Source organism: Amycolatopsis sp. NPDC101161 (genome assembly GCF_044768185.1).
In the GTDB taxonomy this organism is placed as follows: domain Bacteria; phylum Actinomycetota; class Actinomycetes; order Mycobacteriales; family Pseudonocardiaceae; genus Amycolatopsis.
Map to the genome: position 1 here is coordinate 880030 of NZ_JBIWPI010000006.1, position 20073 is coordinate 900102.

The following is a 20073-nucleotide window of genomic DNA, read 5'->3' on the forward strand; positions in this document are numbered from 1 at the left end:
CATTACCGCTGGGTAGGGAGGTCGGCGCCCACCCGGGAGCGATCACGGCGTAGGGTCCGCCGAATGGGGTTCGAGCGTGAGCGACGACGCTGGCGGGTCCGGCTGCACGACGAACTCGGCCGGGTGTGCGGTGCGGGCACGGTGCTGGACGAGTACCACGTCCTCACGAGCGCGCACGTCGTCGAAACCGCCGGGGGACCGCGGTCCGCGCTGAGCGTCGACTTCGTCGGCCTGGCCGAGGCGATGCCCGGCTCGGCGACCGTCGTCGAAGGCTGCTGGGTGCCCTCCGACGGCGGCGGCCGCGGCGATCTCGCCGTGCTGCGCCTCGACCGCCCCGAGTCCCGCGTCTTCCGCGCGCCGCTGCACCGCATGCCGCTCGGCGAGCACCAGCTCGTGCGCGCCTTCGGTTTCCCGCCGGGTTCGGTCGGCCGCTGGACGCACGCCCGCCTCGGCGGCCCCGAGCACCCGGGCGGTCCCGGCGGCGAGTGGGTCCGGCTGTTCCGCACGGCCGAAGCCGAGCCGCTCGGCCCCGGCTTCGGCGGCACGGCGGTGATCGACGAAGCGACCGGGCACGTCGTCGGCGTCGTCGTCGGCAAGGACACCGGCACGTGGATGATCCCGGTCGAGACCATGCTCGGGCACCTGCCGCAGCTGAGCATCTGGACGTCGGGCAGCCCGGCCGTCGACGCCAGTTTTTCGCGCCCGGTCGGCGAAGCCGTCGACGTCTCGTTCGTGCAGAGCGTCGTGGACTGGTTCGCCAAGGCCGAGCCCGGCACGGTCTGGGTCGTCGACACCGGCGAGGCCGGCTCGCCCGTCGCCGCCGCGCTGCGGTTCGGGATCGTCCTCGCCGACCGCGAACGCTCGCTCGGCGTGGCCGGCCTGCCGCCGGCGCTCGGGCAGATGCCGCCGGCGGGCAGCGTCGACCTCGCCGTGGACGCGACCGGCCGCACGGCCGACGCCGTCCGCCACCGCATCGCCGACCGGCTCACGACCGGGGTCGCGGGCCGCACGCTCGTCGTGGACGCGATCGACGACTCCGCCGAACCCGACCGGCTGGTCGGCGAGGTGCTGGCACCGCTCGCCGGCCGCGCGGCCGAGCTCGGCATCCGCCTGCTGCTCGGCTTCCGGGAGGAGTCCTCGCCCGGGGTGGCGGCGATCCGCGCGGGCACGCTCGGCGCCCGGCCGGCGCCGGACGACCTGGCGGGCCGGCTCGACGTGCTCACGCAGTCGGTGGAGGAGCTCGCGGAGATCGAGGCGTACCAGCTGAGGGTGGCGACGCGGTTCACCGGCGTCGCGATGCTGCCGGCCCGCGCGCAGCGGCTGCGCGGAGCGTTGAAGCAGCTGCGATCGGCCGAGGTGGACGGCGACGCGGAGTGGGTCGAGAAGCACATCGACGGCCACGAGCACGCGGTCGCCCCGGCGGTCGAGGACGGCCGCCGCCAGCGAGCGGTCCTCGACGGGCTGGTAGCTCGTCGCGAGGAGCTGCGGGCAAGGTTGGCGGCGGACAACGAGCTGGCCCGCGAGCACGGCTTGGACGGCGACCCGGAGCTGGAGCAGGCGTACGTCCCGGCGAAGAGGCTGCTGATCGACGGCCCCTGCGAGCTGACCGCGGCGGCCACGGCGGTCGACACGTACGCGGCGGCGGTCCGGGCCCGCCTCGAAGACCGCGGCTAACGCCGGCCGAGGCCGCGGATCAGCACCATCACCGCGTCCCGCACCTCCGCCCGCGTCCGCTGCGGCCCGAACACCTGCCAGTCCAGTGCCACCACGAGCATCGTCCCGAACAAGCCCGCCGCCGCCGTCGGGATCTCGACCCCCTCCGGCAGCCGCCCGGCCGAGTCCAACCGCGACAGCTGCTGCTTCACGATCGAGATGATCTCCTCGCGCAGCAGGGAAAGCGTGTCGTGCCACTGTCCCGGCGTCCGCCACAGCTCGCTCACCAGGATCTGCGAAAACCCCGGGTAGGCCGCGATGAACTCCAGCGTCGTGTCGACCTGCGCTTCGATCACGTCCAGCGGGTCCGCGTCGGACACCGCCAGACGAAGCCGCTCGGCGAGCATGTCCACCCCGTACCGCAGGAGCCCGTCGACCAGGCCGTCCTTCGAGCCGAAGTTGTAGTAGACCGTGCCCTTCGCGACGCCGGCCTCGGCCGCGATGTCGTCGACCGTCAGCCCCACCAGGCCCCGGCTCTTCGAGAGCCGCAACGTGGCCTCGAAGAGCTTCTGCTTCGTCCCGCCGCTCACAGGCTCAGCTCGGGCTTGAGCGCGGACACCGTCCAAACGCGACGTTTGCGCGCCGCCAGCGTCGACACCAGGATCCCGCCCACCAGGTACGCCAGCAGCACCCCGATGTCACCGAGGATCTGCACGGTGGCCCCGCTGTAGAACAGGTGGCGGAAGCCGTCGATCGCGTAGCCCATCGGCAGCACCACGTGCAGCGGGTAGAGCGCGTCCGGGATCGTCTGCCACGGGAACGTGCCGCCCGCGCTGACCAGCTGCAGCACCAGCAGCACCAGCCCGAGGAACTTGCCGACCGCGCCGAAGAACGCGTTGAGCGCGTGCACCACCGACGTGAACGTCAGCGACACCAGCACGGCGAACCCGATCGCGCCCAGCGGGTGCGCGATGTGGATGCCGACCAGCCACGTCACCGCGCCGAACAGGACGATCACCTGCGCGATGCCCAGCAGCGCCGAGGACAGCCAGCCGCCGACGGCGACCCGGAACGGCGCCGCGCCCGCGGTCAGCGCCCGCGTCGAGAGCGGCCGCAGCAGCAGGAACAGCACGAACGCGCCGATCCACGTGGCCAGCGAGATGAAGAACGGTGCCAGGCCGGCGCCGTACGTCCCCGCCGACGCCTCGCCGTTGGCGTTCACCGCCACCGGGTCGGCGATCGTGTTGGCCGTCGCGTTGCGGGTCGGGTCGTCCGGGTTCGGGATCTGCTGGAGCCCGGCGGCCAGCCCGTCGCGCAGCTTCACCGCGCCGTCCGCCAGCTGGTTCGTGCCGGTGACGGCCGTCTTTTCGCCGTCGCTGAGCTGCGAAGCGCCGTCACGCAGCTGGTTCGCGCCGTCGGACGCCTGCGCGATGCCGCTGGTCAGCTGCGGCGACGCGGCGGCGAGCTTGGCCGCGCCGTCGGACACCTGCCGGGCGCCGTCGGCCAGCTTCGCGAGGTCGCCGTCGGCCTGCTGGATCTTGCTGTTCGCCTGGTCGACCGGCGAGCGCAGCTGGTCGGCCTTCGCGAGGATCGCCTGGACTTCGCTCTCCGGCACGCCCGCGTTGCGCAGGTCGGTCTGGAGCTGGGCGCGGTAGGAGTCGAGCTTGCCCTGGATGTCGGACGACGCCGTCGCGGCCAGCGACGCCGCGTCGGCGACCTTCTGGTCCCCGGCGGCCACCTGCGACGCGCCGCTGGCGAGCTGCTGTGTCTGCGAAGGCAGGGAAGCGGTGCTGCTCTTGAGCGTGCCTAGCCCGGTCGCGAGCGTCGACGAGCCGTCCGCGAGCTTGGCCGCGCCGTCGGCGAGCTTCTGCTGGCCGGTCTTCAGCTGCGTGGCGCCGTCGGCGAGCTGCGACGCGCCGGTCGAGGCCTCCTGGATCTTGGCGTAGATCGTCGAGAAGCCGACCAGGAACCGGTCCGCGGCCTCGCTGCCGACCTTCTCCGCGATCGTCTTGCGGACCTGCTCGGCGACCTGCTTGGCGATGGTGCCCGACAGGTAGTTGTTGGCGTCGTTGGTGGTCAGCGTGATCGTCGCCTGCTGCGGCTGGAAGTTGCCGACCGACAGCAGCGCGGCGGAGAAGCCGCTCGGGATGCCGATGGCGAAGGAGTACTTGTCGTCGCGGACGCCGTCGCGCGCCTCCTGCTCGGACACCTCGTGCCACTGGAACGTGCCGGACTTGACCAGCTCGTCGGTCACCTCGCGGCCGACGTTGCGCTGCTGGCCGCCCGCGTCCTTCGCGCCGGTGTCGCTGGTGAAGACGGCGGCGGGCAGCTTGTCGAGGCGGCCGTAGGGGTCGTAGTTCGCGTAGAGGTAGAAGGACGCGTAGAGCAGAGGCACCAGCACGAGCGCGACCAGCGCGAGCTTCGGCATCGTGCCGGTGGAGAGGCGGCGCAGCTCGTTGCGCGCGATCCGGAAGGCGTTCATTCGGTGACCTCGTCAGTGCTCGCGGGGAGCTCTTCGGTGGGGGTGGGTTCGGGGGAGTGGTGCTGCGGCTCGGGCTGCTCGGCCGCGCCGAGGCGCGCGGGCGGGAACGGCAGCGCGGACAACGGCGTCGTCGCGGTCAGGACGACGACGGCCAGCCCGCGCTCGGCCTGCTCGCGGGCGAGGTCCGCCCAGCTGCCGACGTCGCTGGTGTGCCGGTCGGGCGTGTCGAGGACGAGCACGCGCACGCCCTTGCGCTCGGCGGCCAGCTCGGTGAGCAGCCGGGTGCGCAGGGCCGGGGTGAGGTTCTCGAACCGCGTGCCGGCGAAGGGCGCGGCGTCGTGCGCGGCGAGCCAGGCGGCGACGTCCTCCTTGCCGGCCGGGCGGTGGGCCAGCGCGAGTTCCTCGCCGGCGACCACGCGCAGGGCGAGGGCTTCGTCGGGCTCGCTGACGCCGGGGGCGTCGACGACGGCGACCAGCTCGGGCAGGCCGCCGTCGGCGCCTTCGGCGTGCACGGTGCCGGTGGTCGGCTTCAGCCGCCCGGCCAGCGCGAGGCCGAACGCGGTGACGCCGACGCCGGGCTCGCCGTGCACGATCGCCAGGTCGCCCTCGCCGACGGTCAGCGAGGTGGGCGGTAACAAGGTGCCGTGGTGCCCTTCGAGGGACACGCGATCGGCTCGGACCTGCACGGGGGACTCCAGCGTTTTGAACTGACCGGTCAGTTCAAAAGCTAGTCCCCGCCGGGGCGGGCGGCAAGATCACCGGACGCACGTCACACCCGTGGGTGACGCACGACTCTTGCAGCCCGGCGACCCCGGCGCCGCCCGGCGGCCCCGGGCGGGTGAGAGCCCGCTCACCGGAGCGCCGAGGCCGGGCGCACCTCCCAGGTCGTCCACAGTGGACGGTAACCCTGCCGGTGCCAGAACACCGACGACAGCGGGTTCGTCGGGTTGTAGTAGAGGTAGCTCCGGGTCGCCCCGCCGCGGTGCAGCTCCTGGTGCACCCGGGCCATCAACGCCCGCCCGAGCCCGCCGCCCCGTCGTCCCGGGGCGGTCACGACGTTGTTCACGTACCCCCACCGCCCGGCCGCGAGCAGCTCGCCGGCTTCGTTGCCGTCGGTCGCGTCGACCCACGCGCAGTGCGCGACGGCCTGGATTTCGCCGTCCGCTTCCACCAGCCACACCGGCGGCTCGTCCTCGGCCAGCGCGTCCCGCAGCGCGGGGGCGAGCAGGTCCGCCGTGTTCGCCCGGCGGGCCGCCGCGACCAGGCCGGTGTAGTCGAACGTCGCGGCCGCCAGCTCCAGCGCCGCGGGGAAGTCGTCCGGCCCGGCCCGGCGGACGGCCACCGAAGGCGGGACCTCGGGCGGGGGCGCGGTCCGCACGCCCAGCGCGCCCAGCGGCACCAGGCCGTGGTCGAGGAACGCGCGGATCGCCTCGGCGTCGCGGCTGGGCCAGACGACGACGCACGAGGAGTCGTCGCCGACCGCCTCCTCCGCCACCACGTCCCGCAGCCGGCGCAGCAGCAGGCTCACGCCCTCGGTGCCGGTGTCGCCGAAGTACGGGAACAGCTGCCACGTGTCGGCCGCCGACCACAGCATCGGGACGTCGGCGTGGTCCAGCCGGTGCCGCTGGAGGACGCCGGCGACCCGGGTGCCGTCCGCGGTCGCCGCGTCCAGGCGCCGCCCCTCGGCCGGCGGCGCGGCGGGCGGCAGCAGCGCGTCGACCGCCGCGAAGCGCGCGCGGTGGGCGGCGAGCAGCGGCTCGGCGATGTCCATCGGGCCCCCTGGTGCGTCGGTCAGGACCAGGCGGGTCGCCGGATCCACATCGTCCACAGTGGACGATAGCCCTGCCGGTGCCAGAACACCGGCGAGAGCGGGTTCGCCGGGTGGTAGAAGAGGAACGTACCGCGCGCGTCCGGCCGCAGCAGCTCGCGATGGGCCACCGCCATCAGCGCCCGGCCCACGCCGCCGCCGCGCGCCTCGGGCGCGACCGACAGCGTGTCGACGTAGCCCCAGCTTCCGGGCCGCAGCCGCCCGTGGATGCTGTCGCCCGGAGTGGGCGAAGCCAGCGCGCACGCGGCCATGCCGACCGGCACGCCGTCGTCCTCGGCGAGCCAGACCAGCCCGCTGAACCGCAGCGAACGGACGACCTCCGCGCGCAGCAGCGCCCGCGCGCCCGGCCGGTGCTCCGCGGTGCCGACAAGCGACGTGTAGCGCCACTCCGCCAGCCGCAGGTCGGTGAGGGCTTCGACGTCGCCCTCGCCGGCGCGGCGCACGCTCACCCGCGCGGGTCCGGCCACTTCGGGCGGCCCGGGTTTCCGCACCGCCAGGTGCGTCATCGGCGCGAAGCCGTGGGCCAGCAGGACGGCGGACGCCTCGGCGTCGCGGCTCGGCCAGGCCAGCGAGCAGCCCGAGTCCGGCTCCGGGCGCGTCCCGCGCAGCCGGTCGCGCCACGCGCCGAGCAGCGCGGCCAGGCCCGCCGCACCGCTGTCACCCGGTACCGCCGTCAGGTCCCAGATCTCCAGCGGGCCCCAGAGCGCAGGCCACGATCCCGGCGCGTGCACGACGTGCGTCAGCAGCGCGCCCGCGCGGAGCCCGCCGGTCGCCACCACCAGCGGCTCGCTCGCCGCGGGCGGGGCCGCGATCGGCGGGAGGAGCGGGTCGAGCGCGGCGAACCGCGCGTTCTGCTCGGCTTCGAGGGGGTTCACGAGCGGCGCGTGCGGAAGATCGCGGTGCCCGGGAAGAGCCGGCCGCGCAGTGGGCTCCACTGGCCCCAGACCCGCGTGTGCCCCGCCGGCCACTCGGGCTCGACCAGGTCGGTCAGGGTGAACCCGGCCGCGGCCAGCGCTCGCACGTAGTCGCCGAGGGTGTGGTGGTACTCGACGTAGGTGGCGGTGCCCTCGTCGTCGACCTCGACGTACGGCGTGCGGTCGAAGTACGGCTGGGTGACGGTGAGCCCCTGCGGGCCCGGGTCGTCCGGGAAGATCCACCGCATCGGGTGAGTCACCGAGAACACCCACGGCGCGCCCGGCCGCAGCACCCGGTGCACCTCGGCGAAGACGGCGTCCACCGAGGCCACGAACGGGATCGCGCCGAACGCCGAGCAGGCCGCGTCGAAGCTGCCGGACGCCAGCGGCAGGTACTCGGCGTTGGCCTGCACCAGCGGGACGTCGAGCCCGGTGCGGGCGTTGCCGTCGCGGGCGTGGCGCAGCATGCCGGCGGAGAGGTCGGTCGCGACGGCCCGCGCGCCTTGCGCCGTCAGCCAGCGCGCGCAGGCGGCCTGCCCGCACCCGATCTCCAGCACGCGCTTGCCGCGGACGTCGCCGAGCAGCCGCGCGTCCGCCTCCCGCACGCCCTCCGGGCACCAGACGAAGTCGGCGTCGCCGAGGAACCCGCCGTGCTCGGCCTGGTAGTCGTCGGCGTCGGCGTCCCACCAGGCGAGGTTCGCGGCGGCGGCTTCGGCGCCCCCGACCTCGCGGTAGGCGACGGCCGCGGTGCCCAGCCGGTGCTCGGCCGCGTCGTGGCGCCCCGGCGCGGGCGGCTCCTCCGGTGGCATGATGGTGGTCTCCGGTCCGGTGCGTGTTTGCTTCCGCGAGGACCTTAGCGATCGAGGGGGACCCTGATTGTGCCCCCTAGCGGCCGCCGCGTACGATAAGTGTTAGCGCAGTGGGTTCGCGCTGCCTTCCGCTCAGCTTCTTGGTCGGGCTCGGGTCGCGCACCGTTATGCGGGTCATGCCGCGGTCGTTCACTGGTGGACGTTTGCTCGCAGGGTCATCGCATGTCGCAGTAGCCCATCGCGCCGACAACTGCCAACCCTCGATTCCCATCCACCGGAGCAACCCGCCTAATGACCACCGACACCGCCACCGCCCCGACCGCCCCCACCGGGCCCCAGCAGGTCGCCATCAACGACATCGGGTCGGAGGAAGACTTCCTCGCGGCGATCGACAAGACGATCAAGTACTTCAACGATGGCGACATCGTCGAAGGCACGATCGTCAAGGTCGACCGCGACGAGGTCCTGCTCGACATCGGCTACAAGACCGAGGGTGTCATCCCCTCGCGTGAGCTCTCCATCAAGCACGATGTCGACCCGGCTGAGGTTGTCACCGTCGGCGATGAGGTCGAAGCCCTCGTTCTCCAGAAGGAGGACAAGGAAGGCCGTCTGATCCTGTCCAAGAAGCGCGCGCAGTACGAGCGCGCCTGGGGCACGATCGAGGAGCTCAAGGAGAAGGACGAGCCCGTCAAGGGCACCGTCATCGAGGTCGTCAAGGGCGGCCTCATCCTGGACATCGGCCTGCGCGGCTTCCTTCCCGCGTCCCTGGTCGAGATGCGCCGCGTGCGCGACCTGCAGCCGTACGTCGGCCGCGAGCTCGAGGCGAAGATCATCGAGCTGGACAAGAACCGCAACAACGTGGTCCTGTCCCGCCGCGCCTACCTGGAGCAGACCCAGTCCGAGGTGCGCAGCGAGTTCCTCAACGCGCTCGCCAAGGGCCAGGTCCGCAAGGGCGTCGTGTCGTCCATCGTCAACTTCGGTGCCTTCGTGGACCTGGGTGGCGTCGACGGCTTGGTGCACGTCTCCGAGCTGTCCTGGAAGCACATCGACCACCCGTCCGAGGTCGTCGAGGTCGGCCAGGAGGTCACGGTCGAGGTCCTGGACGTCGACATGGACCGCGAGCGCGTCTCGCTGTCGCTGAAGGCGACGCAGGAAGACCCGTGGCGCCAGTTCGCCCGCACCCACGCGATCGGCCAGATCGTGCCGGGCAAGGTCACCAAGCTGGTTCCGTTCGGTGCGTTCGTCCGCGTCGAAGAGGGCATCGAGGGTCTGGTCCACATCTCCGAGCTGGCCGAGCGCCACGTGGAGATCCCGGAGCAGGTCGTCCAGGTCAACGGCGACGTCATGGTCAAGGTCATCGACATCGACCTCGAGCGCCGTCGCATCTCGCTGTCGCTGAAGCAGGCGAACGAGGGTGTCACGCCGGACACCGAGTTCGACCCGACCCAGTACGGCATGGCCGCCGAGTACGACGCCGAGGGCAACTACATCTACCCCGAAGGCTTCGACCCGGACACCCAGGAGTGGCAGGAAGGCTTCGACAAGCAGCGTGAGGAGTGGGAGCGCCAGTACGCCGAGGCGCACACCCGTTACGAGGCCCACATGAAGCAGGTCCAGAAGGCCGTCGAGGCCGACGCGGAGGCCGCGGCCGACGCGGCGACCGGTGTCGAGGGTGGCTCGGAGAGCTACACCTCGGGCTCGACCTCGACCGACACGAAGAGCAGCGGCGGCACCCTCGCCTCCGACGAGCAGCTCGCGGCGCTCCGCGAGAAGCTCTCCGGCGGTGCGTGAGCAGTAGCGCTCAGATCTTCTGACGGCGAACCCCCGGTCCACTTCGGACCGGGGGTTCGCCCGTGTCCGGGGGAGATTCAGCGGTTGCGCAGGTCCAGGCCGGCCATCATCGCGGTGACCCCGCGCCGGTACATCTCTTCGTTCGCCTCGTCGGTCGGCGGGATGAACCAGTCCGGCAGCGGCGTCCGCGACGCCAGCATCAGCTCCGCCCCGACCAGGCCGTGCATCGCCGTCCACAGCTGGTAGGCCGCCGCGCGGGCGTCCGTTCCCGGCGGGCACACCCGCTCGACCCGGGCGATGAACAACGTGAACGTCGTCCGCAGCACCGCCGACCGCAGCGCCGGGTCCGGGTCGAACCCCGGCACCGGGCGCTCGAACATCAGCGCGTAGCGGACCGGGCTTTCGCGGGCGAACAACCGGTACTCGAGGGCGAGGTGCAGCAGGTCCGCGACGCCGTCGGGGCTCGACGGCGGCAGGCCTTCCAGCAGCTCCCGCAGCGAGTCGAACGTGCGCTCGTACAACGCGTCGAGCAGGCCCGCGCGGCCGCCGAAGCGGGCGTACACCGAGAGCGTCGACGCGCCGGCGGCCTCGGCCACCCCGCGCACGGTCAGCGCCGAGACACCGCGGTCGAACAGCACCGACAGCGCCGCGTCCAGGAAGCGTTCGCGGTTGCCCTGCTCGGCGGGGCGCATCGACAGGTGCCTGGTGGCCACGGCGCACCCCCCTTCGCGCACGACGACGTCCGGGTGACCCACCCGCAGCAGAAGATACGATATCCGGCGCGTCTTGGGAATGCGCTGTATGTCCGGATGTGCAGGATTCCTGTCCGTTGGACGCATGTCCGCGCACCGCTCGTGCGGGCATCGTCGGCGTCATGACGATCGAAGTCCCCGGCACCGCCCTCGCTCGCGAAGCCACCGAGTACGTCCGCGACACCGCCGGCCCGCTCCTGTACGACCATTCCGCCCGCGTCTACCAGTTCGGCGCCCTGCAAGGCCGCCGGCGCGGCCTCGCCTTCGACGCCGAGCTGCTCTACGTCGCGGCGCTGTTCCACGACCTCGGGCTCGTCGCCGGCCACCGCACCGACCGGCGCTTCGAGCTCGACGGCGCGGACGAGGCCCGGCGGTTCCTGCTCGACCACGACGTCGACGCCGAACGCGCCCGCGTCGCCTGGACGGCCATCGCGCTGCACACCACCCCGGGCATCCCCGAGCACATGGAACCCGAGGTCGCGCTGGTGACGGCGGGCGTCGAGTACGACGTGCTGGGCATCGGCTACCACGACCTCCCCGCCGGCGCCCGGGACGCGGTCGTGGCCGCGCACCCGCGGCCGGACTTCAAGCGGCGCATCCTCGCGGCGTTCACCGAGGGCATCCGTGACCGGCCCGACACGACGTTCGGGAACGTCAAAGCCGACGTCCTGGCCCGGTTCGTGCCAGGCTTCGAGCGCACGGACTTCGTGACCACGATCTTGGACTCACCCTGGGAGGACTGACCGCATGGAGCACCCCGAGCCCGGCACGGTGGTCGTCACCGCGAGCGGCGACGGCACGTACACGCAGCAGGTGACGACGGCGACGCACGAGCTGCTCGTCGACGAGCCGGTCGCGGTCGGGGGCGCGGACGCCGGGCCGAACCCGTACGAGCTGCTGCTGGCGTCGCTGGGTTCGTGCACGGCGATCACGCTGCGGATGTACGCGGACCGCAAGGGCATCCCGCTGACCCGCGCGACGATCCGGCTGCGTCACGACCGCATCCACGCCGAGGACTGCGCGAAGTGCGAGACCGAGCGCGGCATGCTGAGCCGGATCACGCGCGAGATCTCGCTCGAGGGCGACCTGGACGACGACCAGCGCGCGAAGCTGATGCTGATGGCGGACAAGTGCCCGGTGCACCGGACGCTGTCGGCGGAGATCGCGATCGAGACCCGCGAGGCCGGCGGCTGAGCCGAGGCTGCGTCAGGCGGCGCGCGCGGTGACCGCGACCGGGGCCCGGGTGACGACGGCCGGGACCCAGATGCGCTCGAGCGCCGCCGCGCGGGCCCTGCGGCGCAGGCCCGCGAAGCTGTGCTTCGCCGGGACCAGCAGCGTGCTCAGCCAGGTCCGGCGGTAGTCCGCCAGCGCTTCGGCCACGGAGCGGTGAAGAACGCAGTGGACCAGCCCCGGCGTGCCGAGCCGGTGCCTCCCGACGTGCTTGCTGTCCGCCATCGTTCCTCCGTGTGGGCGACCCTGTCGCGCGCACGGTACGCAAGCACACCGGTGGACGTGGGTAAGCAACGCGGCGTGTCCGGATATCGGTTGAGTCACGCGTCACGTTCGCCTTGCGGCTCACCCGTCCGTGTGTCTCAGCCGGGCCCGGGCGCACCGCCGCAGGTCACGGTCTCGAACGGCATCCACGTCCGCTTCAGCGTGTACAGCCGCGCGGACGGGGTGGAGCGGAACCACGCCTGCACCCGGTACACCCCGGACACGCAGGGCGCGGGTGCCGCCGCCACCACGTCCGGCACCGCGACCGCGAGGCCGCCCGCGCACAGCACGACGGCCGCCGGCCCGCCGATCCTCATCCTCATGGCTCCCCCTCCATGCGGCGGGCCTGGCCAACCCGCTGACACCGCCATCGGAAATCGATTACCCGCGTTACGGGTGCGTTGGCGCTGTCACACGAATGGGCGCACGGACGGTCCGCCCGAACGGCCCGGCTAGGGTGATCGGCATGCTGCGTGTGGGGTTGACGGGTGGAATCGGGGCAGGCAAGTCGACCGTGGCGAACCGGCTCGCCGAGCACGGCGCCGTGCTGATCGACTCCGATCGGATCGCCCGCGAGGTGGTCGCGCCCGGTACCGAGGGGCTCGCCCGGCTCGTCGAGGAGTTCGGCACCTCGATCCTGGCCGCGGACGGCTCGCTCGACCGGCCCGCCCTCGCCGCCCAGGCCTTCGCCGACGACGACTCGCGCCGCCGGCTGAACGCGATCGTGCACCCGCTGGTCGGGGCCCGCACCGGTGAGCTGATGGCCGCCGCCGCGCCGGACGCCGTCATCGTCCACGACATCCCGCTGCTCGTCGAAAACGGCCTCGCGACGGCGTACCACCTGGTCGTGGTCGTCGACGCGCCGGTCGAGGTGCGGGTCCGCCGCCTGGTGACGGCGCGCGGGATGGCCGAGGACGACGCGCGGGCGCGGATCCGGGCACAGGCGAGCGACGAGCAGCGCCGAGCCGTGGCCGACGTCTGGCTGGACAACGGCGGTCCCGAAGACGCCGTGCTCCTCGACGTCGACGCGCTGTGGGCCGACCGGCTCGTGCCGTTCGAGGCGAACCTCCGGCTGCGCAAGCCGCGCCCGCCGGTCTCCCCGAAGATCGCCGAGTACGACCTCACCTGGCCCGCGCAGGCCGAGCGGGTGCTCGCCCGGGTCCGGGCCGTCGCGGGGGAGCTCGCGCGCCGCGCCGACCACATCGGCTCGACCGCCGTGCCCGGCCTGCCCGCCAAGGACGTCCTCGACCTGCAGCTCACGGTGTCCACTTTGGACGACGCCGACACGCTGGCGGAACTGCTGTCCGACGCGGGGTTCCCGCGGCTGGAAGGCGACTGGGTCGACGACGCCCAGGACGGCACCGGGACGTGGCCCAAGCGCCTGCACGTCGGCGCCGACCCGAAGCGCGCGGTGAACCTGCACGTCCGGTCCGAGGAGACGCCCGCGTGGCGGCTCGCCCTGCTCTTCCGCGACTACCTGCGCGCGAACGCCGGCGAGCGCGACGACTACCGCGACGTCAAGCTGCGGCTGGCCGACGCGCACGCCGAGGACGGCACCATCGCCGCTTACGCCGACGAGAAGCAGGAGTTCGTCAACGGCGTGTTCGCCCGAGCGGAGAAGTGGGCCGCGACCACCGGCTGGACGCCCTAGGAACCGAGCAGCCCGCGTTCGAAGGCGACCGCCACCGCGGCCGCGCGGTCGTTCACGCCGAGCTTCGCGTAGACGTGGATCAGGTGCGTCTTGACCGTCGCCTCGCTGATGAACAGCTTCTTCGCCGCTTCCTTGTTCGTCGACCCGCGGGCCACCAGGGTGAGCACCTCGAGCTCGCGCTGGGACAGCGGTTCCCGCGCCGGCTCGCGCATCCGGCCCAGCAGCCGGCTCGCGACGGCGGGGGAGAGCACCGCCTCGCCGCGCGCGGCGGCCTCGACCGCGCGGAACAGGTCCTCGCGCGGCGCGTCCTTGAGCAGGTAGCCCGTCGCGCCCGCCTCGACCGCGGGCAGGACGTCGGAGTCCGTGTCGTACGTCGTGAGCACCAGGACCCGCGCCGGGTTGCCGAGCCGGGCCAGCTCGGTGATCGCCGCGACGCCGTCGGTGCCCGGCATCCGCAGGTCCATCAGCACGACGTCGGGGCGCAGCCGCTCGGCCATCGCGACGGCTTCGGCGCCGTTCGCGGCCTCGCCGACGACCTCGAAACCGCGGCCGGTGAAGATGCCGCGCAGGCCGTCGCGGACGACCGGGTGGTCGTCCGCGATGAGCACGGTGATCGTCATGGGGCGGCCTCCGGCGGGGACGGGACGGCGGGCAGGACGGCCGAAATCGCGGTGCCGCCGCCGGGTTCGGACTCGACGTGCAGCGTACCGGCGAGCCGCTCGACGCGGCGCCGCATCCCGGGCAGCCCGAAACCGGGGCCGGGCCCGGGGGTGAACCCGGCGCCGTCGTCGCGGACGTCGAGCGTCACTTCGTCGTCCATGTAGGACAGCGTGAGGCCGACGCGGTCCGCCGCGGCGTGCTTGTCCACATTGGACAGCGCTTCCTGGGTGACCCGCAGGATCGTCGACTCGATCTCGGGGTGCAGCCGCCGCGGGTCGCCGGTGGCGGTGACCACAGCGGGCACGCCGGTCCGCTCGCTCCAGCGGGCCGCGACACCGGCGAGCGCCTCGGGCAGCGTCGCGGCGTCGAGCGCCTCCGGGTGCAGCGCGCGCACCGAACGCCGGGCGGCGGTGAGGTTCTCGCGCGCGAGCGCGTTCGCGGAGTCCAGGTGCCGCTGCCACTCCGCGGGGTCGTCCTTGGCCAGCGCGGCGGCTTCGAGCTGGGTGATGATGCCGGTGAAGCCCTGCGCCAGGGTGTCGTGGATCTCCAGCGCCAGCCGCTGCCGCTCGTCGAGGATCCCGGCTTCGCGGGCCTGGCTGAGCAGTTGTTGTTGCAGGCCTTCGTTTTCCGCGTGCGCCGCGGCGAGGTCGTCGAGCATGCGCCGGCGTTCCTCGTTCTGCCGGGCGATGGCCGTCGAGAGCAGGCCGCCGCCCCCGATGGCCGCGGTCTGCACGACGATGATCGTGATCCAGATGGCCGGCCGTTCCCGCAGGGCGTGCGCGGGGCCGCCGTTGCCGAGGGTGTTGATCAGCAGCGACGTCACCGCCAGCGCGGCGAAGGCGAGCCACGTGGGCCGCAGCCGCATGGCGGCCAGGAACGCGAAGATCATGAAGATGAGGAACGTGATGTCCCGGACCTCGAGCACGCTGCCCAGCCCGATGACGCCGAGGAACGTGAGCAGGGCGAAGGCCGGCTGTTCGCGCAGCCGCGGCGGCGCGAGGACCACCGTGCCGAGCACCCAGAGCCCGGCGGCGGCGACCCAGGCGCCGGTGACCGCCCACCAGCGGGCGTCGTGGCCGCCGACGCCGAGGGTGACCACGGTCGCGACAGCGAGCAGCACGCCGGGCAGGATCCGTTCGACCCGGAACAGCCACGGCTGCCAGCCGTCCGGGGTCCGTGCGGACTCCGGTGGCCACATCGGCCGGGCCCAGTCGACGTCGAGGCTCACGCTCTCATGTCCTTGAGCCGGGGCCAGATCTCGGCCCAGCTCGCGGTCCGGCCGGTGAGCTGCCAGACGGGCATGTGCTCGCTCGCGTTGCGGACGCCGAGCCGGTTGCCGACCTGGCCGACGATGCGCGCGTCCCCGAAGTACTTCGCGAGCTTCGACGGGTCGTAGCCGACGAAGAGCACGGTCTCGGCGTTGTCGGCCGGACGGCCGAAGTACCAGAAGCCGCGGCTCGGGCTGTACGCCTCGGGCAGCCCGCGCTCGGGCCCGTACCGGCCGAGCGCGCCCGCCTGCCAGTAGCCGCCGGTCACGACGGCCGTGCCCGGCGGCGCGCCGCGGTACAGCTTGGCGACGTCGTCCGCGAGGTCCGGCCAGCCGATCTCTTCGACCGCGTAGGCGGGCCGCGGCGCGGCGGGGTGGTCGACCAGCCAGTGCGCCGGCCAGACCGGCAGCGTGAACGGCAGGCTGAACAGGGCTGACAGCACGAACACCGGCCACGTCGGCACCCACCGCCACCAGCGGGCCGGTTCGAGACCCTCGACGTGCACGGCGGCCGCGGCCCACAGCACGCCGAACATCCCGGCCGCGTAGTAGTACCGGCCGTTGGCGACGAGGAAGACCGCGACGACGCCCAGCGCCGTCCAGCCGAGGAACCGGTACGGCCGCAGCCGCTTGCTCCCGAGCAGCACCGCGACGCCGTAGAGGACGCCGAGCGCGCCGATCACCCAGCCGGCCCCGGCGAGCAGCTGCGGGACGAAGCTCCCGCGGCCGCCCGCCGCGTCGACCTCGGCGCCGACCGCGTCGCCCATCCCGAGCTGCGGCCAGCCGTTCGCGCGCTGCCACAGCAGCGTCGGCACCAGCGAGCCGGCGGCGATCAGCGCGCCCAGCCAGAGTTTCGGCCGCCGCAGCAGCTCCCGCGGGCCGAACGCGAGCACCGCGACGCCGGCCACCACCCAGAACGCGCCGATGAGCAGCTTGTCGTTGAGCGCCACCGCCGTCACCACGCCGAGCCACACGAGCAGCTTGTCGTCGCGGGTGCGGACCCAGCGGACGAGCAGCCACAGCACGAGCGTCCACAACAGCGGGTCGATCGTCGACGTCGCCAGGTAGTGGCCGCTGCCCACGAACTGCCCGCAGATCGCGTACGCCGCCGCGGCACGCGCCTGCGCTTTGCGCTGTCCGCCCAGTTCGCGGGCGATCAGCGCGGTGACGACCACCCCGGCCGCGGTCGCGGCGATCGCGGGCAGCCGGAAGACGACGAGCGAGCCGGGCGCCAGGGTGTTCATCGCCCACGCGAGGAAGGGAACGAGCGGCGGCTGGTCGGCGTAGCCCCAGGCCAGGTGCTTCCCGGCGGCGAGGAAGTACAGCTCGTCGCCGAAGTAGCCGTAGCGGCCGGCGGTCAGCAGCAGCGCGGTGGCCGTGCCCAGCGCCAGCAGCGCGACCGGGAGCCGGGCGAAGGGGGCGAGGTCGGCTTTCGCCTGGTCGGGTGCCGTGGCTACGGCGTCCATCGTGCTCCTTGTCCGTGGTCGGCGCCGGTCCTTCCCGCACCCTACGTGGGGGCCCTCCCGGCCACCGTGCGGATGGTGACGCCGGGCTCACGTGTGCGTGTTCACCAGCTTCGGCCACAGGTCGGACCACGGTTCGACGCGGCCGGTCGCCAGCCACAGCGGCACGCCGTCGAAGTAGCTCGGCTTCGCGGCTCCGGTGTCCACTTTCCCGACCGGCCGCAGGTCGGCGAAGTGCCCGAGCAGCGGCCGCGGATCTGCGCCGACGTACAGGACGTCGGTCGTGCTTTCCGGCGGGACGACCAGGGTCGCGTAGCCGCGGTTGCCGCTGGCCGGCTCGGGCAGGCCCAGGTCGCGGCCGTAGTGGTCGAGCGCACTCGCTTCCCAGTACGTCTCGGTCACCACCGCGGTCCGGTCCCGCTCGGGCAGCCGGGCGAACGCGCCGGCGACCGAGCGCGTCCCTTCCGGCCAGCCGATCTCGGCGAAGGCGAACAGCGGGGCCGGCAGCGACGGGTGTTCGGTCAGCCACGCCGGGGGCCAGACCGGCAGCGCGTTGGGCAGGACGAGCACCGCGGCCAGCGCGTAGCACGGCCAGGTCGCGACCCACCGCCACCAGCGCGCCGGTTCCCGGCGTTCGAGCGCGACGGCGGCCACCGCCCAGCACACCGGGTACATGCCGGCGACGTAGTAGAACCGCCCGTTCACCGCCAGGAACACGACGGTCAGCAGCACGGTCGTCCAGCCGAGGAAGCGGAGTTCGCGGCTGCGCAGGAGCCGCCACAGGCCGTAGCCCAGCAGGACCGCGCCGACCGGGAGCCCGGCGACGAGCAGCGCCGTCGGCAGGAACGTCAGCCGGCCGCCCCAGGTCCCGCCGACCTCCGCCGAGATCGCCGCACCCATGCCCAGCTGCGGCCAGCCGTGCGCGGCCTGCCAGAGCAGCGTCGGCACCAGGGCCAGCACGGCGATCGCCGCGCCGAGCCACAACGCGGGCCGGCGCAGCAGCTCACGGGGCCCGCAGACGAGGATCGCGATCCCGGCGGCGAGCCAGAAGCCGCCGATGAGGAACTTCGCGTACAACGCGATCGCCGTCACCACCCCGGTCCAGACGAGCAGAACGTCGGCGCGGGTGCGCAGCCAGCGGACCAGCAGCCACAGCGCCAGCGTCCAGAGGAACGGGTCCACTGTGGACGTCGCCAGGTAGTGCCCGCCCGCCAGGAACTCCGTCGACACGGCGTAGGTGGCGGCGGCGAGCGTCTGGGCTTTCGCGCCGCCGCCCAGCTCGCGGGCGATCAGCGCGGTGAGCGCGACGCCGGCGAGCACCGCCAGCATCGCCGGGATCCGCAGCACGAACGGCGAGTGCCCGAGCGCGTCCATCGCGCGGGCCAGCAAGGGAAGCAGCGGGGGCTGGTCGACATATCCCCACGCGAGGTGGTGCCCGGCGGCGAGGAAGTACAGCTCGTCGCCGAAGTAGCCGTAGCGGTTCGCCGTCAGCAGCAGCGGGATCGCCATCAGCGCCGTCACGACCGCCACCGGCTTCACGGCGAGCGGCCGGACGACGGCCGGGGCGGGCGCGGTCGTCACTCCCATCGGAACACCCGCGCCGAGATCGCCGTGCCGACGACGGCGAACACCGCCATCGCGACGAGCTGGAGCAGCTCGGGGGCGTCGCCGGCCCAGGTCGCGCGCAGGGCGTTGAGCGTCGCCCCCAACGGCAGGACGTCGGCGACGTGCTGCAGGAAGACCGGCAGCTGCTCCTTCGGTACCCAGACCCCGCCGAGCGCCAGCATGGGGAACAACAGGGCACTGCCGATGCCGCTGGCCGCGCGCCCGGTCGGCGCCAGCGCCGCCACCAGCAGGCCGACGGAGAACAGCGCGAGCGTGCCCAGGACGATCGAGAGCAGGAAGCCTCCGGGGTTGCCCGGCAAGGGGATGCCGAGGGCGAGCCCGCCGACCCCCGCGATGAGCAGGACCACGACGACCGCGGCGGCCAGGTTCACCAGCAGCTGCGCGGCGAGCAGCCGGCTCGGCGGCACCGGGCTCGCGGAAAGCCGTTTCAGGAGACCCTTTTCGCGGTAGGTGGCCATCGCGTTCGGGAACAGCGTGAGGGCCAGCATGGCCAGCAGGATCGTGACGGCCATCGGCGCGATCACCGTGGCCAGCGCGCTGTGCCCGCCGTACTTCGGGTCCGGCTCGTTCGCGCCGGGCATCAGCCCGAACACCAGCAGCAGCGCGAGCGGGATGCCGACGACGACGGCCGGCGCGCCCGGGTCGCGCAGGAACACCTTGGCCTCGGCGGCGGTCAGCTTGGTCAGGACGGTCATGGTTTCCCCCTTCACTCCGGCCGGTGGCCGGTGAGCGCGACGAAGGCGTCGTCGAGGCCGGCCTGCTCGACGCGCAGGTCGGCGGCGAGCACGCCGAGCCGCGCGAGCAGCGACGTCACCGCGTGGAGTACGTTCCCGTCGCCGCGGACGACGACGCGGTCGCCGCGGCGCTCGACCGCGCGGACCTCGGGCAGGGCTTCGAGCACACCGGGGTCCAGGGGCGCCGACGGCCGGAACCGCACGACCTGCTCGTCGGTGACCCGGGCGACCAGCCCGGCGGGCGAGTCGAGCGCGACGACGCGGCCGGCGTCGATCACCGCGATCCGGTCGCAGAGCCGTTCCGCTTCCGCCATGAAGTGCGTGACCAGCAGGATCGTCACGCCCTGGTCGCGCACGGTCTCGATGAGGCCCCACGTGTCGCGGCGGGCCTGCGGGTCGAGGCCGGTGGTGAGCTCGTCGAGCACCGCCACCTCGGGGCGCCCGATCAGCGCGAGCGCGATGGACAGCCGCTGCTGCTGCCCGCCGGAAAGCTTCTTGTACGCGGTGTTCCGGTGCTCGGTCAGGCCGAGCGTGGCGAGCAGCTCGTCCGGATCCGCCGGCGTCCGGTAGAAGGCGGCGTAGAGGTCGAGCAGCTCGCCGACCCGCAGCTTGTCCTGCAGCCGGCCCTCCTGGAGCTGGACGCCGACGCGCTGGCGCAGCTCGGCCTGGTCGCGGCGCGGGTCGAGCCCCAGCACCGACAGCTCGCCGCCGTCGGGCGTGCGGAGGCCCTCCAGGCATTCGACGGTCGTGGTCTTGCCCGCGCCGTTCGGGCCCAGGATCCCGAAGATCTCGCCGCGTTCGACGGTGAACGAGACGTCGTCGACCGCGACTTTGTCCCCGTAGCGCTTCCGGAGGTGTTCGACCTCGATGACCGGCATGCCGCCGTCCCCCTTCCCGATCCGTTTCCGACGGATCGAGAATCGCGCGCGAGGGGCCCCGGCCGGATCGT

20 protein-coding genes are annotated in these 20073 nt (G+C 73.3%); 5 read left to right on the top strand and 15 right to left on the bottom strand.

Going from position 1 to position 20073, the window contains the following annotated elements:
- Window positions 1–63 precede the first annotated feature (63 nt).
- A complete protein-coding gene (locus tag ACIRSS_RS42315; RefSeq protein ID WP_400905612.1) occupies window positions 64–1674 on the top strand; it encodes a trypsin-like peptidase domain-containing protein in 1611 nt (536 codons plus the stop codon).
- On the opposite strand, the gene ACIRSS_RS42320 is transcribed toward ACIRSS_RS42315, so the two are convergent.
- From ACIRSS_RS42320 to ACIRSS_RS42345, 6 genes are all read right to left on the bottom strand, one after another.
- Complete coding sequence (locus ACIRSS_RS42320) at window positions 1671–2243, bottom strand: TetR/AcrR family transcriptional regulator (protein ID WP_400905615.1); 573 nt, start codon at window positions 2241–2243, stop codon at window positions 1671–1673. The two genes, ACIRSS_RS42315 and ACIRSS_RS42320, sit on opposite strands and share 4 nt — an antisense overlap.
- Window positions 2240–4135 carry a YhgE/Pip family protein gene (locus tag ACIRSS_RS42325; RefSeq protein ID WP_400905618.1) on the bottom strand — a complete coding sequence of 632 codons (1896 nt, stop codon included), beginning with the start codon at window positions 4133–4135 and terminating at the stop codon, window positions 2240–2242. Before ACIRSS_RS42325 ends, ACIRSS_RS42320 begins: the two co-directional genes overlap by 4 nt.
- Entirely contained in the window at window positions 4132–4821 is a 690-nt protein-coding gene (locus tag ACIRSS_RS42330) for an ABC transporter ATP-binding protein (protein WP_400905621.1), read from the bottom strand. Before ACIRSS_RS42330 ends, ACIRSS_RS42325 begins: the two co-directional genes overlap by 4 nt.
- 164 nt (window positions 4822–4985) lie before the next feature.
- Window positions 4986–5906, bottom strand: coding sequence for a GNAT family N-acetyltransferase (locus tag ACIRSS_RS42335; protein WP_400905624.1), 921 nt, complete (start codon window positions 5904–5906; stop codon window positions 4986–4988).
- Between the two features lie 20 nt (window positions 5907–5926).
- Complete coding sequence (locus tag ACIRSS_RS42340) at window positions 5927–6838, bottom strand: GNAT family N-acetyltransferase (protein ID WP_400905627.1); 912 nt, start codon at window positions 6836–6838, stop codon at window positions 5927–5929.
- A complete protein-coding gene (locus ACIRSS_RS42345) occupies window positions 6835–7686 on the bottom strand; it encodes a class I SAM-dependent methyltransferase (protein WP_400905630.1) in 852 nt (283 codons plus the stop codon). Before ACIRSS_RS42345 ends, ACIRSS_RS42340 begins: the two co-directional genes overlap by 4 nt.
- Before the next feature lie 291 nt (window positions 7687–7977).
- On the opposite strand from ACIRSS_RS42345, the gene rpsA reads away from it, so the two are divergent.
- A complete protein-coding gene (gene rpsA, locus ACIRSS_RS42350) occupies window positions 7978–9477 on the top strand; it encodes a 30S ribosomal protein S1 (protein ID WP_364451091.1) in 1500 nt (499 codons plus the stop codon).
- Window positions 9478–9554: 77 nt separating this feature from the next.
- Here the strand turns inward: rpsA and ACIRSS_RS42355 are convergent, their stop codons facing one another.
- The gene (locus ACIRSS_RS42355) at window positions 9555–10169 is read right to left on the bottom strand and encodes a TetR/AcrR family transcriptional regulator (protein WP_400905926.1); all 615 of its coding nucleotides are present in this window, start codon (window positions 10167–10169) and stop codon (window positions 9555–9557) included.
- Window positions 10170–10351: 182 nt separating this feature from the next.
- Between ACIRSS_RS42355 and ACIRSS_RS42360 the strand changes: the two genes are divergently transcribed.
- Both ACIRSS_RS42360 and ACIRSS_RS42365 read left to right on the top strand, forming a co-directional pair.
- Complete coding sequence (locus ACIRSS_RS42360) at window positions 10352–10972, top strand: HD domain-containing protein (RefSeq protein WP_400905633.1); 621 nt, start codon at window positions 10352–10354, stop codon at window positions 10970–10972.
- Between the two features lie 4 nt (window positions 10973–10976).
- The gene (locus ACIRSS_RS42365) at window positions 10977–11423 is read left to right on the top strand and encodes an OsmC family protein (protein WP_400905636.1); all 447 of its coding nucleotides are present in this window, start codon (window positions 10977–10979) and stop codon (window positions 11421–11423) included.
- 12 nt (window positions 11424–11435) lie between these two features.
- Here the strand turns inward: ACIRSS_RS42365 and ACIRSS_RS42370 are convergent, their stop codons facing one another.
- Both ACIRSS_RS42370 and ACIRSS_RS42375 read right to left on the bottom strand, forming a co-directional pair.
- Window positions 11436–11684 (bottom strand): hypothetical protein, encoded by a 249-nt coding sequence (locus ACIRSS_RS42370; RefSeq protein ID WP_400905638.1) that lies wholly within the window; start codon window positions 11682–11684, stop codon window positions 11436–11438.
- Between the two features lie 137 nt (window positions 11685–11821).
- Window positions 11822–12046 carry a hypothetical protein gene (locus ACIRSS_RS42375; protein ID WP_400905641.1) on the bottom strand — a complete coding sequence of 75 codons (225 nt, stop codon included), beginning with the start codon at window positions 12044–12046 and terminating at the stop codon, window positions 11822–11824.
- A gap of 143 nt (window positions 12047–12189) precedes the next feature.
- Between ACIRSS_RS42375 and coaE the strand changes: the two genes are divergently transcribed.
- Complete coding sequence (coaE, locus tag ACIRSS_RS42380) at window positions 12190–13374, top strand: dephospho-CoA kinase (RefSeq protein WP_400905644.1); 1185 nt, start codon at window positions 12190–12192, stop codon at window positions 13372–13374.
- Here the strand turns inward: coaE and ACIRSS_RS42385 are convergent.
- From ACIRSS_RS42385 to ACIRSS_RS42410, 6 genes are all read right to left on the bottom strand, one after another.
- The gene (locus tag ACIRSS_RS42385; RefSeq protein WP_400905647.1) at window positions 13371–13994 is read right to left on the bottom strand and encodes a response regulator; all 624 of its coding nucleotides are present in this window, start codon (window positions 13992–13994) and stop codon (window positions 13371–13373) included. The two genes, coaE and ACIRSS_RS42385, sit on opposite strands and share 4 nt — an antisense overlap.
- Entirely contained in the window at window positions 13991–15262 is a 1272-nt protein-coding gene (locus tag ACIRSS_RS42390; RefSeq protein ID WP_400905650.1) for a sensor histidine kinase, read from the bottom strand. The genes ACIRSS_RS42385 and ACIRSS_RS42390 overlap by 4 nt, the downstream gene beginning before the upstream one ends.
- On the bottom strand, window positions 15259–16767 hold the full coding sequence (locus tag ACIRSS_RS42395; RefSeq protein ID WP_400905652.1) for an ArnT family glycosyltransferase: 1509 nt from the start codon (window positions 16765–16767) through the stop codon (window positions 15259–15261). The genes ACIRSS_RS42390 and ACIRSS_RS42395 overlap by 4 nt, the downstream gene beginning before the upstream one ends.
- An 87-nt stretch (window positions 16768–16854) precedes the next feature.
- Entirely contained in the window at window positions 16855–18351 is a 1497-nt protein-coding gene (locus ACIRSS_RS42400) for an ArnT family glycosyltransferase (protein WP_400905655.1), read from the bottom strand.
- Window positions 18342–19085, bottom strand: coding sequence for an ABC transporter permease (locus ACIRSS_RS42405; protein WP_400905657.1), 744 nt, complete (start codon window positions 19083–19085; stop codon window positions 18342–18344). The genes ACIRSS_RS42400 and ACIRSS_RS42405 overlap by 10 nt, the downstream gene beginning before the upstream one ends.
- 11 nt (window positions 19086–19096) lie before the next feature.
- Window positions 19097–20002, bottom strand: coding sequence for an ABC transporter ATP-binding protein (locus tag ACIRSS_RS42410; RefSeq protein WP_400905660.1), 906 nt, complete (start codon window positions 20000–20002; stop codon window positions 19097–19099).
- Between the last annotated feature and the right edge of the window lie 71 nt (window positions 20003–20073).

Excerpts from the sequence above, each read along its gene's own strand:
- ACIRSS_RS42370 (WP_400905638.1), bottom strand. The coding sequence starts at position 11,684 with ATGGCGGACAGCAAGCACGTCGGGAGGCACCGGCTCGGCACGCCGGGG.
- ACIRSS_RS42410 (WP_400905660.1), bottom strand. The coding sequence starts at position 20,002 with ATGCCGGTCATCGAGGTCGAACACCTCCGGAAGCGCTACGGGGACAAA.
- ACIRSS_RS42375 (WP_400905641.1), bottom strand. The coding sequence starts at position 12,046 with ATGAGGATGAGGATCGGCGGGCCGGCGGCCGTCGTGCTGTGCGCGGGC.
- ACIRSS_RS42395 (WP_400905652.1), bottom strand. The coding sequence starts at position 16,767 with ATGGACGCCGTAGCCACGGCACCCGACCAGGCGAAAGCCGACCTCGCC.
- ACIRSS_RS42385 (WP_400905647.1), bottom strand. The coding sequence starts at position 13,994 with ATGACGATCACCGTGCTCATCGCGGACGACCACCCGGTCGTCCGCGAC.
- ACIRSS_RS42405 (WP_400905657.1), bottom strand. The coding sequence starts at position 19,085 with ATGACCGTCCTGACCAAGCTGACCGCCGCCGAGGCCAAGGTGTTCCTG.
- ACIRSS_RS42325 (WP_400905618.1), bottom strand. The coding sequence starts at position 4,135 with ATGAACGCCTTCCGGATCGCGCGCAACGAGCTGCGCCGCCTCTCCACC.
- ACIRSS_RS42345 (WP_400905630.1), bottom strand. The coding sequence starts at position 7,686 with ATGCCACCGGAGGAGCCGCCCGCGCCGGGGCGCCACGACGCGGCCGAG.
- ACIRSS_RS42335 (WP_400905624.1), bottom strand. The coding sequence starts at position 5,906 with ATGGACATCGCCGAGCCGCTGCTCGCCGCCCACCGCGCGCGCTTCGCG.
- ACIRSS_RS42360 (WP_400905633.1), top strand. The coding sequence starts at position 10,352 with ATGACGATCGAAGTCCCCGGCACCGCCCTCGCTCGCGAAGCCACCGAG.
- coaE (WP_400905644.1), top strand. The coding sequence starts at position 12,190 with ATGCTGCGTGTGGGGTTGACGGGTGGAATCGGGGCAGGCAAGTCGACC.
- ACIRSS_RS42315 (WP_400905612.1), top strand. The coding sequence starts at position 64 with ATGGGGTTCGAGCGTGAGCGACGACGCTGGCGGGTCCGGCTGCACGAC.
- ACIRSS_RS42365 (WP_400905636.1), top strand. The coding sequence starts at position 10,977 with ATGGAGCACCCCGAGCCCGGCACGGTGGTCGTCACCGCGAGCGGCGAC.
- ACIRSS_RS42400 (WP_400905655.1), bottom strand. The coding sequence starts at position 18,351 with ATGGGAGTGACGACCGCGCCCGCCCCGGCCGTCGTCCGGCCGCTCGCC.
- ACIRSS_RS42355 (WP_400905926.1), bottom strand. The coding sequence starts at position 10,169 with ATGCGCCCCGCCGAGCAGGGCAACCGCGAACGCTTCCTGGACGCGGCG.
- rpsA (WP_364451091.1), top strand. The coding sequence starts at position 7,978 with ATGACCACCGACACCGCCACCGCCCCGACCGCCCCCACCGGGCCCCAG.